Source organism: Acidovorax sp. Root217 (assembly GCF_001428645.1).
Taxonomy (GTDB): Bacteria; Pseudomonadota; Gammaproteobacteria; order Burkholderiales; family Burkholderiaceae_C; genus Acidovorax.
Genome location: NZ_LMIH01000019.1, coordinates 251 through 16,172, shown reverse-complemented (window position 1 = coordinate 16,172; position 15,922 = coordinate 251). Strand labels below are relative to the sequence as shown.

Annotated in this window: 16 protein-coding genes; 10 read left to right on the top strand and 6 right to left on the bottom strand. The window is 69.7% G+C overall.

The genetic code is table 11. The features are described from left to right. The first annotated feature begins 24 nt into the window (after positions 1-24). Positions 25-933, top strand: a complete 909-nt coding sequence (gene argF, locus ASE31_RS19375; protein ID WP_057203464.1) for an ornithine carbamoyltransferase — start codon at positions 25-27, stop codon at positions 931-933. A gap of 11 nt (positions 934-944) precedes the next feature. After that, a complete protein-coding gene (locus tag ASE31_RS19370; RefSeq protein WP_057203463.1) occupies positions 945-1,625 on the top strand; it encodes a hypothetical protein in 681 nt (226 codons plus the stop codon). Between the two features lie 20 nt (positions 1,626-1,645). Here ASE31_RS19370 and ASE31_RS19365 read toward each other — a convergent pair whose 3' ends face one another. The 3 genes from ASE31_RS19365 to ASE31_RS19355 are packed head-to-tail and all read right to left on the bottom strand — an operon-like array spanning position 1,646 to position 4,274. Then, positions 1,646-2,020, bottom strand: coding sequence for a copper-binding protein (locus tag ASE31_RS19365; RefSeq protein WP_057203462.1), 375 nt, complete (start codon positions 2,018-2,020; stop codon positions 1,646-1,648). Positions 2,021-2,045: 25 nt separating this feature from the next. Further along, a complete protein-coding gene (locus ASE31_RS19360) occupies positions 2,046-4,010 on the bottom strand; it encodes a S9 family peptidase (RefSeq protein ID WP_057203461.1) in 1,965 nt (654 codons plus the stop codon). Between the two features lie 42 nt (positions 4,011-4,052). Next, positions 4,053-4,274: a hypothetical protein gene (locus tag ASE31_RS19355; RefSeq protein ID WP_057203460.1), complete on the bottom strand. Its 222-nt coding sequence runs from the start codon at positions 4,272-4,274 to the stop codon at positions 4,053-4,055. A gap of 95 nt (positions 4,275-4,369) precedes the next feature. Between ASE31_RS19355 and ASE31_RS19350 the strand changes: the two genes are divergently transcribed. The 7 genes from ASE31_RS19350 (at position 4,370) to ASE31_RS19320 (ending at position 11,151) form a co-directional block, all read left to right on the top strand. Continuing rightward, a complete protein-coding gene (locus ASE31_RS19350) occupies positions 4,370-5,026 on the top strand; it encodes a response regulator transcription factor (protein ID WP_057203459.1) in 657 nt (218 codons plus the stop codon). After that, on the top strand, positions 5,023-6,456 hold the full coding sequence (locus ASE31_RS19345) for a HAMP domain-containing sensor histidine kinase (protein WP_057203458.1): 1,434 nt from the start codon (positions 5,023-5,025) through the stop codon (positions 6,454-6,456). Before ASE31_RS19350 ends, ASE31_RS19345 begins: the two co-directional genes overlap by 4 nt. 15 nt (positions 6,457-6,471) lie before the next feature. After that, positions 6,472-6,807 carry a YkgJ family cysteine cluster protein gene (locus ASE31_RS19340; RefSeq protein WP_057203457.1) on the top strand — a complete coding sequence of 112 codons (336 nt, stop codon included), beginning with the start codon at positions 6,472-6,474 and terminating at the stop codon, positions 6,805-6,807. A 110-nt stretch (positions 6,808-6,917) separates the two neighbouring features. Beyond that, complete coding sequence (kynB, locus tag ASE31_RS19335) at positions 6,918-7,574, top strand: arylformamidase (protein ID WP_057203456.1); 657 nt, start codon at positions 6,918-6,920, stop codon at positions 7,572-7,574. 25 nt (positions 7,575-7,599) lie between these two features. After that, positions 7,600-8,907 (top strand): kynureninase, encoded by a 1,308-nt coding sequence (gene kynU, locus ASE31_RS19330; RefSeq protein ID WP_057203455.1) that lies wholly within the window; start codon positions 7,600-7,602, stop codon positions 8,905-8,907. 3 nt (positions 8,908-8,910) lie between these two features. Beyond that, positions 8,911-9,801 carry a tryptophan 2,3-dioxygenase gene (gene kynA / locus ASE31_RS19325; protein WP_057203454.1) on the top strand — a complete coding sequence of 297 codons (891 nt, stop codon included), beginning with the start codon at positions 8,911-8,913 and terminating at the stop codon, positions 9,799-9,801. Positions 9,802-9,969: 168 nt separating this feature from the next. Then, entirely contained in the window at positions 9,970-11,151 is a 1,182-nt protein-coding gene (locus ASE31_RS19320) for an MFS transporter (RefSeq protein WP_057203453.1), read from the top strand. On the opposite strand, the gene ASE31_RS19315 is transcribed toward ASE31_RS19320, so the two are convergent. Further along, on the bottom strand, positions 11,123-11,581 hold the full coding sequence (locus tag ASE31_RS19315) for a hypothetical protein (RefSeq protein WP_057203452.1): 459 nt from the start codon (positions 11,579-11,581) through the stop codon (positions 11,123-11,125). The two genes, ASE31_RS19320 and ASE31_RS19315, sit on opposite strands and share 29 nt — an antisense overlap. A gap of 93 nt (positions 11,582-11,674) precedes the next feature. On the opposite strand from ASE31_RS19315, the gene ASE31_RS19310 reads away from it, so the two are divergent. Then, positions 11,675-12,028 (top strand): MerR family DNA-binding protein, encoded by a 354-nt coding sequence (locus ASE31_RS19310; protein ID WP_057203502.1) that lies wholly within the window; start codon positions 11,675-11,677, stop codon positions 12,026-12,028. Here ASE31_RS19310 and ASE31_RS19305 read toward each other — a convergent pair. After that, on the bottom strand, positions 12,025-13,263 hold the full coding sequence (locus ASE31_RS19305) for an FAD-dependent monooxygenase (RefSeq protein WP_057203451.1): 1,239 nt from the start codon (positions 13,261-13,263) through the stop codon (positions 12,025-12,027). The genes ASE31_RS19310 and ASE31_RS19305 overlap by 4 nt on opposite strands. 37 nt (positions 13,264-13,300) lie before the next feature. Beyond that, positions 13,301-15,862, bottom strand: coding sequence for a bifunctional diguanylate cyclase/phosphodiesterase (locus tag ASE31_RS19300; RefSeq protein WP_057203501.1), 2,562 nt, complete (start codon positions 15,860-15,862; stop codon positions 13,301-13,303). Between the last annotated feature and the right edge of the window lie 60 nt (positions 15,863-15,922).

The following is a 15,922-nucleotide window of genomic DNA, read 5'->3' as shown; positions in this document are numbered from 1 at the left end:
GCGCATGCAGCGCGCCGCAATGCCATGAAACATTACCTGCAGTTCAACGATCTCAGCGCCGACGAGTACACCTACCTGTTCGAGCGTGCCGCGCTCATCAAGAAGAAGTTCAAGGCCTACGAAAAGCACCACCCCCTGGTGGACCGCACGCTGGCCATGATCTTCGAGAAGGCCAGCACCCGAACGCGCGTGAGTTTCGAGGCCGGCATGTACCAGTTGGGCGGCAGCGTGGTGCACCTGACCACGGGCGACAGCCAGCTCGGCCGCGCCGAGCCCATCGAGGACAGCGCCAAGGTCATCAGCCGCATGGTGGACCTGGTGATGATCCGCACCTACGAGCAGACCAAGATAGAAAGCTTCGCGGCGCACTCGCGCGTGCCCGTGATCAACGGCCTGACCAACGAGTTCCACCCCTGCCAGATCCTGGCCGACATCTTCACCTTCATCGAGCACCGCGGCTCGATACAGGGCAAGACGGTGGCCTGGGTGGGCGACGGCAACAACATGGCCAACACCTGGCTGCAGGCGGCGGCGCTGCTGGGCTTCAAGGTGCATGTGAGCACGCCGCGCGGCTACGAGGTGGACGAGAAGCTGGCCGGGGCCACCGCCGGCAGCTACCAGTTCTTCAGCGACCCGCTCGAAGCCTGCAAGGGCGCCGACCTGGTGACCACCGACGTGTGGACCAGCATGGGCTACGAGGCCGAGAACGAAGAGCGCAAGAAGGCCTTCGCCGACTGGTGCGTGGACGCCGAGATGATGGCCGCCGCCAAACCCGATGCGCTGTTCATGCACTGCCTGCCGGCGCACCGGGGTGAAGAGGTCGAGGCCGATGTGATCGACGGGCCGCAATCGGTTGTCTGGGATGAAGCCGAGAACCGGATGCATGCGCAGAAAGCGTTGATGGAGTACCTGCTTTTGGGCAAAGTGGCCTGAGTCTCTTCACCATGCCCTGGCGCCGCCAGCCCGCCCATTGCGCCGAACTGCTGGCGCACTGGCAATCGCTGGGCCAGGCCCTGGGCCGGGATACGCCCGCCTGGCGCAGCGAAGGCCGGCGCCTGGTACTGGCCTGGGCGCGCTGGCCACGCGCCTACCATGACACCACGCACCTGTGGGCCTGCCTGCGCCACCTGCAGGCGGTGCAAGCCGCCCTGCCCGATGTGCTGCGCCAGCCCCATGCCGTGGCGCTGGCGCTGTGGTTCCACGACGCCGTCTACCGGCCCTGGGGCCGCCTGAACGAGGAGAGGAGCGCCGACTGGGCCAGCCGCTTCATGAGCGCGCAGGGCCTGCCGCCCCCACTGGTGCAGGCCGTGCACCAGTTCATCCTGGACACACGCCACAACCCCGGCCCGCTCACGGACGATGCGCAGTGGGTCGTCGATATCGACCTGGCCGTGCTCGGCCAGAGCGACGCGGTGTACCGCCAGTTCGAGCGCAATGTGCGGCGCGAGTATTTCTTCGTGCGCTGGCCACGCTATGTGGCGGGCCGCAGCGCGGTGCTGCGGGGTTTTCTGGAGCGGCCGCGCATCTATGGCACCGACTGGTTCCATGGGCGGTATGAAGCCCAGGCCCGCACCAACCTCGCCAACGCCCTGACCGCCCTGAAAAACGGCACGCTCTACGCGTGAGGAGCGCCGACGCTGGCGCTTCAATCACAGGGCTGAAAGCGCTTGCACTCCTCGGCGATTTGGATGGACGTCAGCGTGTTCTCGCCCTCCACGCTCTTGGCGGTGAACTTGACCCAGGCCCCTTCGGCAATACCGGCCAGCAGCGTGCGGTCGACCACCGCGAAGCGTTGGGTCGTGAAGGGCAGCTTGGAGCGGGGCAGCAGCTTCAGGCGCACGTACAGCGGCCCTCCCGGCTCCTGCTGGACAGAGACGACCCGCGCCCGCGTGAGCACCGGCCCAGCCTGACCATCCGCCTGCGTCGGCACTGCGGGCTGGGCCAGCGCACTGCCGACCACCAGGGCGGCAGCACCCACGCTGGCCAGGGCCAGGCACCGGGCCCGCTGAACCATAGCCATTCCCCGTCGATCCATACATCCTCCTTCAGAAAGCCCAGGAAGCGAGCTGGTAGTAATCGAACCCGCCCGTGCGCCCGCCCAGGCAACTGGCCAGGAAGTCCTCGGTCTTGCGGTACATGGTGAGGTCGTTGCTCCACTTCTGGTTGCCGTGGCCGTCGCCCTGGAAGGTGACGTAGTCCACCGGCCGCCCGGCGCGGCGCAGGGCGGCCACCATCAGCTCCGACTGCTCCAGCTTCACGCGCGGGTCGTTCACGCCGTGCATGATGAGCAAGGGGCTGGTGGCGGGACCGACCTTGAACAGGGGCGACTTGGCATCCATCACGCGCCGGTCTTCGGGCTTGGCGGGGTCGCCGATGTAGCGCCGCCAACCGACCATGCCCATCTCCCAGTAGGGCGGCACGGTTTCCATGAAGCGCGCCAGGTGCGACAGGCCCACCACGTCCACCGCACAGGCAAATACCTCGGGCGTGAAAGTGGCGCCCACCAGGGCGGCATAGCCGCCGTAACTCGCACCGTAGATGGCCACGCGCCGCGGGTCGGCCACGCCGGTCTGCACGGCCCACTGCACGCCGTCGACCAGGTCATCGTGCATCTTGCCGGCAAACTCGCCGATGGCCTTTTCCATGAAGGCGCGGCCATAGCCCGACGAGCCCCGGTAGTTGACCTGCAGCACGGCATACCCCCGGTTGGCCAGAAAGTGCTGCAGGCTGCGGCTGGTGGCGCTGTCGCCCCAGCGGTCGCGCGCCCAGGGGCCGCCGTGCACCAGCAGCACCATGGGCAGATTCTTCGCGGCCACGCCGGCGGGCAGGGTCAGGTAGCCGTGCAGGGTGAGCCCGTCGCGGCTGGCAAAAGAGACGGGCTCCGTGGCGGTCAGCGCCGAGGCCAGTTGGGCCATGCGGCTTTCGCCCAGGAACACAGGCTTTCCCCCTTCGCCGGGCAGCAGGTAGCTCCTGGTGCTGCGCTCCGTGGTGACGGCCACCGTCAGCGTGCGCTCCTGGTCGTCGCTGCTGGTCACGGCGATCTCGGCGTTCTGGCCCTTGTCCAGCACGGCCAGGCGCTGGCGCAGCGCGGCGTCGAACACCTCGCGCCGGGGGTAGCCGGGCATGGAATAGGCAATCAGCGGCTGCTGTGTGGTGCGGCTGATGAGCACGTAGTCCAGGTCCACCTCGGGCGTGGCATGGACCAGCGTCTCGGCGCCGGTGGCCAGGTCCATGCGCACCAGCGCCACCTTGTCGCGCCCGCGGTTGGACAGTGCCCACATGGCTTGGCCGCTGGCATCGGGCTCCAGCAGGCGCAGGCCCTCGAAGCGGCCCCATTCGGCGATGGAGGTCCAGGCACTGTCTGGCGCCGCGCCGGGGCGCTGCAGCTGGCTGGCCGTGTCCGACACGATGAGCCGTGTGCGCAGGCGCCCCTGCCGGTCCACGCCCCAGGAGGCCACGTTGCCCGGGTTGGTTGCCACCACGGTGTGGGCACCGGTGCGCGGGTCCACGCGGTGCAGGTCGAACACCTTCTTGTCGCGGCGGTTGGTCGTGACCATCAGGTCGGGCCCGCCCTCCACCGTCTGCAGCAGGTGGGACGCGGTCTTGTCGAACGGCGTGAGGTCCACCCAGGCGGCGCCCTGGCGGTGCACGGCAACCGCATGCACATGCGTGTTCTCGTCGCCCGAGCCATCGACCACGGCCGCCAGGTACTGGCTGTCCGCAGTCCAGCGGAAGAAGCGCGCGCGGATCGGGAACGCACGGGCATCGTCCGTGCCGAGCGTGCGCACCCAGATGGCGGGGCTCACGCCCTCGGTCCCCGTCCAGGCCAGGTGTTTGCCATCGGGCGAGACGCGGTAGCTGCCCGTGGCCTGGCGGTTGGCAACGAAGTCATGCACGGGAATCAGCTCGGGCAGGGGCGCACCGGCCAGTGACGGGTGCGTGGGCCCCGTGGCACAGCCCGCCAGGGACGCCAGCAGGGCCAGACAACTCAGCGATCGAATCAGCAGCATGCGGGGCTCCCCAGGATGCCACCGATTGTGCGGGGCCTTTGCTTAAGCCCAGCCAAAGGCGCTGCTCGGCAGCACCGCACCAGCGCCTGGGCCATGCTCGCGGACCGGCGGCGGCAGCCAGGGGGCGGTGCGGCCCTGCCGGGTCCAGTGGTCCGTGGACGAGCAGGCCAGCGGGGCAAGGGCCGGCCCTGCGGGGGCGCCGACCAGAGGGGCGCACGCCAGCCAGGGCAGTGCCAGCAACGCATGGAAGTGGGTACGTGCCATGCGGTGGATTTTGTCCAGCCCATGCTGTGGCAATGCCAAAGCCCGCTGCCGCCGCCTTTGGCCGGCCTTAAGCCCGCAGGCGCCACAATCGCACGATGCACATCCTGCTGATCGAGGACGATTTGGACCTGGGCCGCGCCCTGCAGTCTGCCCTGAAGGTGGAGGGGCTGAGCAGCGAGTGGCTGCGCCGCGCGGTGGACGCCACCACCACGGTGGACGCCACCACCATCGACTGCGTGCTGCTGGACCTGACCCTGCCCGACGGCAGCGGCTTCGATCTGCTGGCGCGCTGGCGCGGCCAGGGCGAGCAGGTGCCCATCATCGTCATCACCGCGCGCTCGGCGGTGCAGGACAGGCTGGCCGGGCTCGATGGTGGGGCCGACGACTTCGTGGTCAAGCCCTTCGCCACGGCCGAGCTGATGTCGCGCATCCGCGCCGTGCTGCGGCGCAGCGCACGCCAGGCCAGCGACTGCTGGACGCTCGGTGACCTGGTGATCGAGCCCCGGCGCCATACCGTGCAGCGCGGTGGCGTGCCGCTGGACCTGTCGCCGCGCGAGTTCCAGTTGCTGCTGGAGCTGGCGCGCGAGCCCGGCGCCGTGGTGCCCAAGGGCGTGCTGGCGCAGCGGCTCGACCCACTGGGCGAGCCGATGGACTTTGGCGCCATCGAGGTGCATGTGTCCAACCTGCGCCGCAAGATCGGCGCGGAGCTGATACGCACCGTGCGCGGCGTGGGCTACCTGCTGCAGCCATGAGCAGCGTGGCGCCACACCATTCCCAGCGGTTGCGCGTGCTGTGGCAGCGGCTGTCAGAGCCCACGCTGGTGCGCCGCAGCGTGGCCTCGGTCATGGTGGCCTTCGTGCTGGTGTGGGCCGTGCTGCTGGGCTACAACTACCTGAAGTACAAGCAGGCCATCACCTACGACCCGGGCATGCTCAAGTACGGCGACGCCGTGCTGGAGTCGCTGGCCGACCTGCCGGATGCGTCACATGCGGCCGCCGCCCTGGCCTCGACAGACCACTGGACCAATGTGCGCCGCCGCCAGACCGGCCTGCTGCCCGGGGCCTTGATGCACGAGTTGCGCGATGGTGCCTCGGGCCGGCTGGTCTATGCGGCCAGCGGGCTGCAGGGCATGGACCTGCAGCCACCCCGCGACCACGCAGGCTCGTCGCTCACGGAGACCACCGTGCAGGGCCAGCCCTACCGCATCTACGCCGGCCGCAATGCACGCTGGACCTTGCGCATCCTGGAACCCAAGCGTCCCGATGCGGACTACCTGCACTACAACGGCCGCACCCTCGTGCCCTACCTGCTGCTGGCGGCCCCCTTTGTGCTGCTGCCCGTATGGCTGTCCGTGCGCAACGGCCTGCGCCCCCTGCAGCAACTGGCCCAGCGCATTGCCCAGCGCAGCAGCGACGAGTTGCAGCCCGTGGGCTTTGATGCCCGGCACCGCGAGCTCAAGCCCCTGGAGCAGTCGCTCGATGCCCTGCTCGCCCGCCTGCGCCAGAAGGTCGAACGCGAGCGTGCCTTCGTGCAGGACGCGGCCCACGAGATCCGCACGCCGCTGGCCGTGATCACCGCGCAGGCCCATGTGATGGCGCGTTCGCAGAGCGCCGACGAGCGCACCGAGGCCCAGGCGCACCTGGAGCAGGCCATCGCGCGCACCTCCCACCTGGCGCAGCAGTTGCTGGATCTGGCCGCGCTCGACGAAGCCCAGCGCCCGGCCCCGCGCGACATGGACGTGGCGCAATGGCTGCGTGCCGCGCTGGCGCAGGCGGCACCCGCCGCCATGGCGCAGCGCATCGAGCTGTCGCTGGACGCACCCGACAGCGTGCCGGCGCGGCTCGACGCGACGGCCCTGGAATCGGTGGTGCACAACCTGATCGACAACGCGGTGCGCTATGCCCAGGCAGGCGGTTCGGTGGCCGTGGGCCTGCGCCGCGGATCCGGCATGCTGCACCTGTCGGTGCAGGACGACGGCCCCGGCATTGCGCCGGCCGAGCGCGGCAAGGTGTTCGAGCGCTTCTACCGTGGCACAGGGCATGCCGCCAATGGCTCGGGCCTGGGCCTGGCCATCGTGCGGCAGGCGGCGCGCCGCATGGGTGGGCAGGTGCAGATTGGCGACGGGCTGAACGGGCAGGGTGTGGGCTTTTTCGTTAGCATTCCTCTCCCGCGCCCTGCCTGACCCCTCCCCCTCCACATGCCCGACGAGTCCATCCACCCCTGCCTGACCTGCGGCGCCTGCTGCGCCAGCTTTCGCGTGGACTTTGCGGTGGAGGAGACGCAGGCCATGGGCGGCACAGTGCCCAACGGACTGGCGGTCGAGGTCACCGGCAGCACCTGCCGCATGCGCGGCACCGACCACGTGCCCGCGCGCTGTGCCGCCCTGACCGGCAAGGTGGGCGACAAGGCGGCCTGCGGCATCTACGAGTGGCGGCCCTCGCCCTGCCGCGAGTTCGAGGCCGGCGACCATGCGTGCAACCGCGCGCGCATGCGCCACGGGATGCAACCCCTGCAAGACGGCATCATTTTCTGAAGGCCCTACCAGGGCGGCACAGGCAAAGTAGTTGAGGCTTCAACAAAAATCACCCTGCTGTTGGAATTAACCGACACCACGGGTTTTGCGGGACATGCAAACTTTGTCCCATGCAAGCCAGCCACACCCCCACCGCACGCACGCTCTGGGACATCTCGCCACCCGTGCATGCGGGCAGCCCGGTGTTTCCCGGCGACACGGCCTATTCGCAGCAGTGGTGCGCCACCATCGGGCCAGACTGCCCGGTGAACGTGAGCGCCATCACCCTGTCGCCCCATGTGGGCGCGCATGCCGATGCGCCGCTGCACTACGACGCCGATGGCGCCACCATCGGCGATGTTTCGCTGGAGCCCTTTCTGGGCCCCTGCCGTGTGATCCACGCCATCGGACGGAGCCCGCTGATCGAGTGGGAGCACATCGCCCACGCCGTGGATGCCACCCTGCCCCAGCGCGTGCTGGTGCGCACCTACGAACACATGCCGGTGGACCGCTGGGACGGGGCCCTGGCCGCCTACGCCCCCGCCACCATCGCGCGCCTGGCCGACCTGGGCGTGCTGCTGGTGGGCATCGACACGGCCAGCATCGACCCGGCTGACAGCAAGACGCTGGACAGCCACCAGGTCATCCGCCAGCGCGGCCTGCGCGTGCTCGAGAACCTGGTGCTCGACGAGGTGCCCGAGGGCGACTATGAGCTGATCGCCCTGCCGCTCAAGCTCACCACGGCCGATGCCTCCCCGGTACGCGCCGTCCTTCGCGCACTGACCTGATTCCGAGAACCACACTGCAACTGCCATGACCACCTTGCTAGACTGCCGCGCGCTCGACGCGCAAGACCCCCTGGCCCCGCTGCGCGGGCACTTCAGCCTGCCCGAGGGCGTGATCTACCTGGACGGCAACTCGCTGGGCGTGCTGCCCAAGGCCGCCGCGGCCCGCGTGGCCGACGTAGTCACGCGCGAATGGGGCACCGACCTCATCCGCTCGTGGAACACCGCCAGCTGGTTCGACCTGCCGCAGCGCCTGGGCAACCAGCTCGCACCCTTCATCGGCGCGGGCAAGGACGAGGTGGTGTGCACCGACAGCACCTCCATCAACCTCTACAAGGTGCTGAGCGCCGCGCTCAACATCGCCCGGGAGGACAGCCCCGCGCGCAAGCGCGTGGTCAGCGAGCGCAGCAACTTCCCGACCGATCTGTACATCGCCGAAGGCCTGTGCAAGGAGCGCGGGCTGGAGCTGGTGCTGGTGGAGCCCGAGGAGATCACCGCCGCGCTGACGGCCGACGTGGCGGTGCTGATGCTCACGCACGTGAACTACCGCACCGGCGCCATGCACGACATGGCGGCCACCACGGCGGCTGCGCATGCCGCCGGCATCCTCACCGTGTGGGACCTGGCGCACAGCGCGGGCGCCGTGCCGGTGGACCTGAACGGCGCGGGCGCCGATTTCTCCATCGGCTGCGGCTACAAGTACCTCAACGGCGGCCCGGGCGCGCCAGCCTTCGCCTGGGTGCACCCGCGCCATGCCAACCGCTTCTGGCAGCCGCTGTCCGGCTGGTGGGGCCATGCCGCGCCGTTCCAGTTCACGCCGGACTACCAACCGGCGCCCGGCATCACGCGCTACCTGTGCGGCACGCAGCCCATCATCAGCCTGTCGGCCCTGCAGTGCGGCCTGGATGTGTTCGACGCGGCCCAGCCCCTGGGCGGCATGGCCGCGCTGCGCGCCAAGTCGCTGGCGCTGACCGACCTGTTCATCGCGCTGGTGCAAGAGCGCTGCGCCGGCCACGGCCTGGGCCTGGCGACGCCGCGCGAGCACGCGCAGCGCGGCTCGCAGGTGTGCCTGACGCGCGACGAGGGCCAGGGCCTCAATGGCCAGGGCAGTGGCGCCTACGCCATCGTGCAGGCGCTGATCGCGCGCGGTGTGATCGGCGACTTCCGCAAGGGCGACGGCGGCCAGGGCCCGCACAAGGACATCCTGCGCTTTGGCTTCACGCCGCTGTACATCGGCTACGAGGACGTGTGGAATGCAGTGGAGCACCTGCGCCAGGTGCTCGACGCGGCCGAGTGGCAGCGCCCCGAGTTCAACCAGATCCACGCGGTGACCTGAGCCATGTGCCCCTTCTCCAACACCCCTGCAGAGCCTGGTGCAGCAGCCCCCGCCAGCGGCGTGCCCGAATCCATCGTGCACGAAGAGCGCGCCCAGCTCGACTTCAGCCAATCCATGAGCTATGGCGACTACCTGCAGCTCGATGCCATCCTGACGGCGCAAAAGCCGCTGTCGCCCGCGCACGACGAGATGCTGTTCATCGTGCAGCACCAGACCAGCGAGCTGTGGATGAAGCTCATGCTGCACGAGCTGCGCGCTGCCATCGGCCACATCGCCCGGGACGAACTGCAGATGGCCTTCAAGATGCTGGCCCGCGTCTCCAAGATCATGGAGCAGCTGGTGCATGCCTGGGACGTGCTGGCCACCATGACGCCGCCCGAGTACAGCGCCATGCGGCCCTACCTGGGCCAGTCCAGTGGCTTCCAGAGCTACCAGTACCGCAGCATCGAGTTCTCGCTGGGCAACAAGAACCGCGCCATGCTCAAGCCGCACGAGCACCGCGCCGACCTGCTGGCCCAGGTGCAGGCCGCTTACGAGGCGCCGTCGCTGTACGACGAAGCCCTGCGCCTGCTGGCGCGCCGCGGCATCGCCGTGCCCACCAGCCACACCGAGCGCGACTGGACCCTGCCCTACGCCGAGAGCGATGGGGTGGAGCAGGCCTGGCTCACCGTGTACCGCGCGCCCGAAAAGCACTGGGACCTGTACCAGCTGGGCGAGGAGCTCACCGACCTGGAAGATGCCTTTCGCCTGTGGCGCTTTCGCCATGTGACCACGGTGGAGCGCGTGATCGGCTTCAAGCGCGGCACCGGTGGCACGGGCGGCGTGAGCTACCTGCGCAAGATGCTGGACGTGGTGCTCTTCCCCGAGATCTGGAAGCTGCGCACGGACCTCTGAGACATCCTCCGCATGGGGGACAGCGACCCGCCTGCGCACCGTGTACCCTCGGCAGGGGCGATGCGCCGTGCGCGCCCTCCCGGAGACACCCCCTTGCCACCTCAGCCACCCGAGTCCGCCCCCTCCTCTTCGCCACACTCCCCTCTCGCACCCCGTGTCGCCTGGGTCATGCTGCTGGCCCTGATCTCAGGCTTTGCGCTGAGCCAGGCGTTTCGCACCATCACGGCCATCATCGCCACCGGGCTGCGTGCGGAGTTCGGCCTGTCGGCGCAGGCGCTGGGCGCCTTCGCCGGGGCCTTTGCGTTTGCCTTCGGCGGCATGCAGCTGTTCATGGGCGTGGGCATCGACCTGTATGGCCTGCGGCGCACGCTGCTGGTGGCTTTTCCGCTCACGATTGCCGGTTCGCTGCTGTCGGCGCTGGCGCCGGGCTACGGCACGGTGCTGCTGGGGCAGGTGCTGATCGGCGTGGGCTGCGCGCCGGCCTTCCTGGTGTGTACGGTGTTCATCGCACGCTACTTTCCCCCGGGGCGCTTTGCCATGGTCTCGGGCGTGGCCATGGGAGTGGGCGGCCTGGGCATGCTGTTCACCGGCACGCCGCTGGCCTGGCTGGTACAGCACTCCTCCTGGCGCGCGGGTTTCGGCGTGCTGGCCGGGCTGGCGGCGCTGGCCTGGCTGCTGATCTGGTGGCAGGTGCACGAGCCCGCACAGCCGCAGCACGCCGCCGGTGCGCCGCGCGAATCGATAGGGTCCGCCGTGCGCGGCTTTGGCGCGCTGTTCCTGCTGCCGCACACCGCCGGCATCATGCTGCTGGCGCTGACCACCTATGCCTCCTTTCTCACGCTGCGCGGGCTGTGGCTGGGGCCGCTGTTGATCGAGCGGCACGGCTATTCGCTGGTGGCCAGCGGCAATGTGGCCATGCTGTCCTCGCTGGTGTCGCTGTTCACCCCGGCCTGGTTCGGGCGGATGGACCCTGGGCCTGCGCACCGCCGGCGCTGGATCATGGGTTTCACCGCCATCCTGTGCGGCCTGTTCCTGGCCATCGGCGTGCTGCACCAGGAATGGCTGGACGTGGGCGGCGCCATCGCGGTGGGCCTGCTCTCAGGCTACATGGTGCTGCAGTACGCGGACGTGCGCTCGGCCTACCCGGCGGCCATGACCGGGCGCGCCATGGCGGTGTTCACCATGGCGCTGTTCCTCGGCGTGGCGCTGATGCAGTGGCTCACGGGGCTGGCGGCCTCGCTGGCCTCTGCGCACGGCGTCGATCCGTACGTGGCCGTGATGCTGACCATCTCGGCGCTGCTGGTGGCAGGGGTGCTGTCGTTCAGGCTGCTGCCGGCGCCCGCGCATTGATCTGCGGCGGGCACACGGCCCCCTGCCCCGCCACGCGCCACCACTGCAGCACGCCGAACAGCAACTCGAATGCGGTGAATCCGAGGACGATGGCGCTGGCGCCATGGGCTACCGCATAGATTTGCCAGGCGGCAAACAGCAAGCGCGCCAGCCCATCGAGCCGGCCCAGCAGCATGCTGGGTGCCGCAATGCGGGCGATGGACCAGACCACCACCACCGAGCCGAGCAGATTGGCCAGCAGCATGTGCGTGCCATCGAGCGGGTGCAGGGTACCGGGCAGGCCCAGTGTGGTGGACACCGAGGTCAGCAGGCCATAGAGCCAGGCAAAGGTCCACGGCAGCGCAAAGGGCCAGGTGACGAACAGGTCGTACCAGCCGCCGGCGCGCACGATGGTCAGGTAGCGGGGCGAGGAAAAGGCAGGGATGTGCATGGTGCAAAAAAGATCGGAGTGAAGAAGGCTCCGAGCTTCCACCTTGAAGTACGCTTCAGGGTCAAGCACTTTTTTTTGGGAAAGACGCGCCCCATGCTGATCGGAGAACTCGCCACCGCCGCCGGCCTGAGCCGCGAGGCCTTGCGCTTCTATGAGCAGCAGGGGCTGATCCGCGCACGCCGCCTGCCCAATGGCTACCGCGACTACCCCGAGGAGGTGCTGATGCTGGTGCAGTACATCCGCACGGCGCAGCAACTGGGCTTCACGCTGGCCGAAATCGGCGACCGCCTGCCCGCGATCTGGGATGCACCCGATCCGGCGCCCGCCGTTACGCAGGTGCTGTCGGCCAAGCTGCTCGAAATCGACACCCGCATCGCCGCGCTGCAAGCCCTGCGCCAGACGCTGGCGGAGCGGGTGCTGGCGGACTGCCCGCTGGCTGCGTCCTAGAGCGAGCTGGCAACCGAGCCATCCCCTCGGTACAGCCAGGGCAGGTCGAGCACACGCGCGCCCAGCAGGCGCAGCGAGGCATCGCGCCCCCAGCGCACGGGGCCCATGGCGTGGAAGATGCGGCCATTGCGCGTGGCACGAGCCTGCACGCGGGCGTTGCGCTGCCAGCGGTTCAGGGCATAGCGCGTCAGGCGCAGCGGCACCTCCAGGTCGTGCATGGACAGGGCGCGCTGCAGTTCGGCCGCATCCTCGATGGCCATGCCGGCGCCCTGGGCCAGGTAGGGCACCATGGGGTGGGCGGCGTCACCCAGCAGCGCCACCAGGCCCTGTGCCATATCGCCGGGGCCGCGCACCGGCGGGCGGTCGCACAGCGGCCACAGGCGCCAGCCACCCCCTGCCGCCGCCACGCCGTACACCACATGCTGCAACGCAGGGCAGGCGCCCTGCAGGGCCAGCTCCAGGTCGGCGGCATTGGCGGCATGGTCCCAGCCCTGCATGTCTTCGGGCGCCCGGCCTTCGATGATGACCACCAGGTTCTGCAGCTCGCCGCGCCGCACGGGGTACTGCACCACATGCAGGCGCGGGCCCAGCCAGGCGGTGATCTGCTGGGTGCGCAGGGCGTTGGGCAGGGCGTCCTGCGGGACCAGGGCGCGGTAGGCCAGGTGGCCCGTGGCGCGCGGCGGCACATCGCCCAGCAACTGCAGGCGCGTGCCGCTCCACAAGCCGTCGGCCCCTATCAGCGCATCGCCCTCCACCTCCCTGCCCCGGCTGGTGTGCACCGTGACGACGGTCTCGGCGCCAGGCACTGCGGTGCCGCAGGTGCTGCCGTCGCTGAAACCCTCGATGGCATGCTCCAGGTTCAACTGGGTGTCGGTGTACTTGGTGACGGCCGCCAGCAGCAGCCCATGCAGGTCGGCGCGGTGGATGGTGGCGTAGGCGGCGCCATAGCGCTCAATGGCGGTGGTGCCCAACGGCAGCTCGGCCAGTGCGCGCCCCGAGAGCGCGCTGCGCACCTGCAGCCGGGCCGGGAAAGCGGCCACGGCCTGCAGCGGCTTCTGCAGGCCCCAGGCCTGCAGGCGGCGCACCACGTTGGGCCCCAGTTGCACGCCCGCCCCCACTTCGCTGAAGGCGGCGGCGCGCTCGTACAGCCGCACATCCCATCCGGCACGCGATGCGCCCAGGGCCGCTGCCAGCCCGCCTATGCCACCACCCGCCACCAGCACCTGTTTCTTCATGCGCCGATTGTCGCCCGCTCGGTGCGCCCTGCGTTTGTCATTGCGCAGGAAGCAGCGCGCGCTCCAGCATCTCGGCCGGCATGGGGCGCGCGAACAGGTAGCCCTGGAAGGCCTGGCAGCCATGGCGCTGCAGGAACTCAAACTGGCCCGGAGTCTCCACCCCCTCGGCCACCACGGAGAGGTCCAGGCTGCGCGCCAGCGCCAGGATGGTGCGCACGATGGCGGCATCGTTGGGATCGGTCTGCAGGTCGCGCACGAAGCTCTGGTCGATCTTGAGCTGGTCCAGCGGCAGGCGCTTGAGGTAGGACAGGGACGAGTAGCCGGTGCCGAAGTCGTCCATCGAAAAGCCCACCCCATGGCGGCGCAACTGCTCCATGCGGGCAATGCTGTCCTCCACGTCGGTGAGCAGCAGGCTTTCGGTCAGCTCGAAGCGCAGGCGCTCGGGGTTGGCGCCGCTGGCCTGCAGCACGCCCAGCACCTGGGCCACGAAGTCGGGCTGGCGGAACTGCCGCACGCTGACGTTGACCGACAGGAAGAAGGGCCGCGTGAGCGCGCTGTGCGACCACTGCACCAGCTGTGCGCAGGCAGACTCCAGCACCCACTGGCCCAGCGGCAGGATGAGCCCCGTCTGCTCGGCCAGCGCAATGAACTCGCCCGGCAGCACCAGCCCCCGGCGCGGGTGGTTCCAGCGCACCAGGGCCTCGGCACCGAGCAGCTTGCCGGTTCCATCCACCACGGGCTGGCAATACAGCAGCAGCTCCTGCTGGTTCAGGCCGCGGCGCAGGTCGGCCTCCAGCGCCGCGCGCGCGCTCACGGCGGCCTGCATGTCCGGGTCGAAGAAGCGCTGGGTGTTGCGCCCCGCCGCCTTGGCCTGGTACATGGCCAGGTCAGCGTGCTTGAGCAGCTCATCCGGCGTGCTCGGGTGCTGCCCGAACAGCGCGATGCCGATGCTGGGCGTGCTGTGGTGGCTGACGCCCTCCATGTCGTAGGGCCGGCCGAGGGCCGTCAGTATCTGCTGCGAAATGGCAGCGGCCTCGCTGCTGGCATGCGCCACGTCGGTGTGCAGGCCGTCGAGCAGCACCACGAATTCATCGCCGCCGAAGCGGGCCACGGTGTCGCTCTCGCGCACGCTCTCCAGCAGGCGCCTGGCCACGCGCACCAGCAACTGGTCGCCGGTGTCATGGCCCAGCGTATCGTTGAGGTCCTTGAAATTGTCGAGGTCGATGAACAGCAGCGCACCGTGCGCATGGCTGCGTCCGGCTGCCACGGTGGCGCGCTGCAGGCGGTCCATCAGCAGGCGGCGGTTGGGCAGACCGGTGAGCGCGTCGAAGAAGGCCAGCCGCTCGATCTGCAGCTCTGCCTCCTTGCGCTCGGTGATGTCCCGCCCCACGCCCCGGTAGCCGCGCAGCACACCCTCTGCGTCGATCACCGGCACGCCACTGACCGAGATCCAGTGCATGCTGCCGTCGGGGCGCTGGCGCTGCAGCTCCAGGTCCCGAAACGGCTGCTGCGCCGCGAGCACCGCGCGGTGGGCGTCCCACTCGACATCGGTCATGTTCAGCGCGCCGATCTCCCAGCGGGTGCGGCCCATCACGCTCGACAGGGGGATGCCGTTGACGCTGAGGTCACCGGCCAGCTGCACGAAGCGGCCGTCCGCATCGTGCTCCCAGTACCAGTCGGACGACAGGTCGCTCAGACCGCGAAAGCGCGCCTCGCTCTCGCGCAACTCGTTCTGCACGCGCACGTAGTCGCTCACATCGGTGAAGGTGCGCACCAGGCCGCCATCGGGCAGCCGGGTGGTGCGCACCTCGAAGGTACGGCCATCGCGCGTGGTGCGCCAATACACCTCGGGCGAGGGGTCCACCACGGAGCGTGCGATGTAGTCGCGGCCCCGGTGGTCCACCAGGCCATAGCCCGCGCCGAAGTCGCCGCGCTGGGCCTGCAGCTGCGTCAGCTCGGCCAGGGTGGGCCGGGCGGCCATCAGCGATTCGGGCAGGTCCAGCAGCTCCAGCACGCGCTGGTTGTAGATGCTGATGCGCCCGTCCGGCCCGGTCCTGAAGATGCCCTGGCTCATGCTGGCCAGGGTGACCTGCAGGCCCAGGCGCTGCTCCTGCAGCAGCGTGAGTGCCTCGTGCCAGATGCGCGCATCCACCATGCGCATGGGCTGCACCGCCCCGGGGACGGCCGCCGTGCCCTGCCGGCCCACCAGCGCGCACAGGCGGTGCACCAGCTCCGGGAGATGGCCACCGTCCGCAGCGCGCAGGGCATAGTCCCCCAGGCCGCAGCGAAAACCGCGCGCGGCCAGGGCTTCCTGCGCCCCATCGAGGCACAGCAGCACGGGGCGCCCCGCGCACAGCTCCAGCAGGCTGGGCAGCTCCTGGATCTGCGGATCCAGGCAGAGCACCAGCGCATCCCAGGTCTGCGCAGCCAGCAGCAGGGAGGCTGCGTCGGCCGAGGGGCTGTGCACCACGTGCCAGCCCGGGCAGCGCTGGGCCAGCACGGCGATGGCCGCCCGTGCGTGCAGCGCATCGCCGTCCACCCACAGCACGCTGGCGACGGAGGTGGATGCTGCGAGGTTGGGTCCCGGTACGGCAGTCATGGGGCTTGGGCGGCAGGGGCTGGCACCGGGGGCTCGGGCAGGTGCTCGCGCTCGAACATG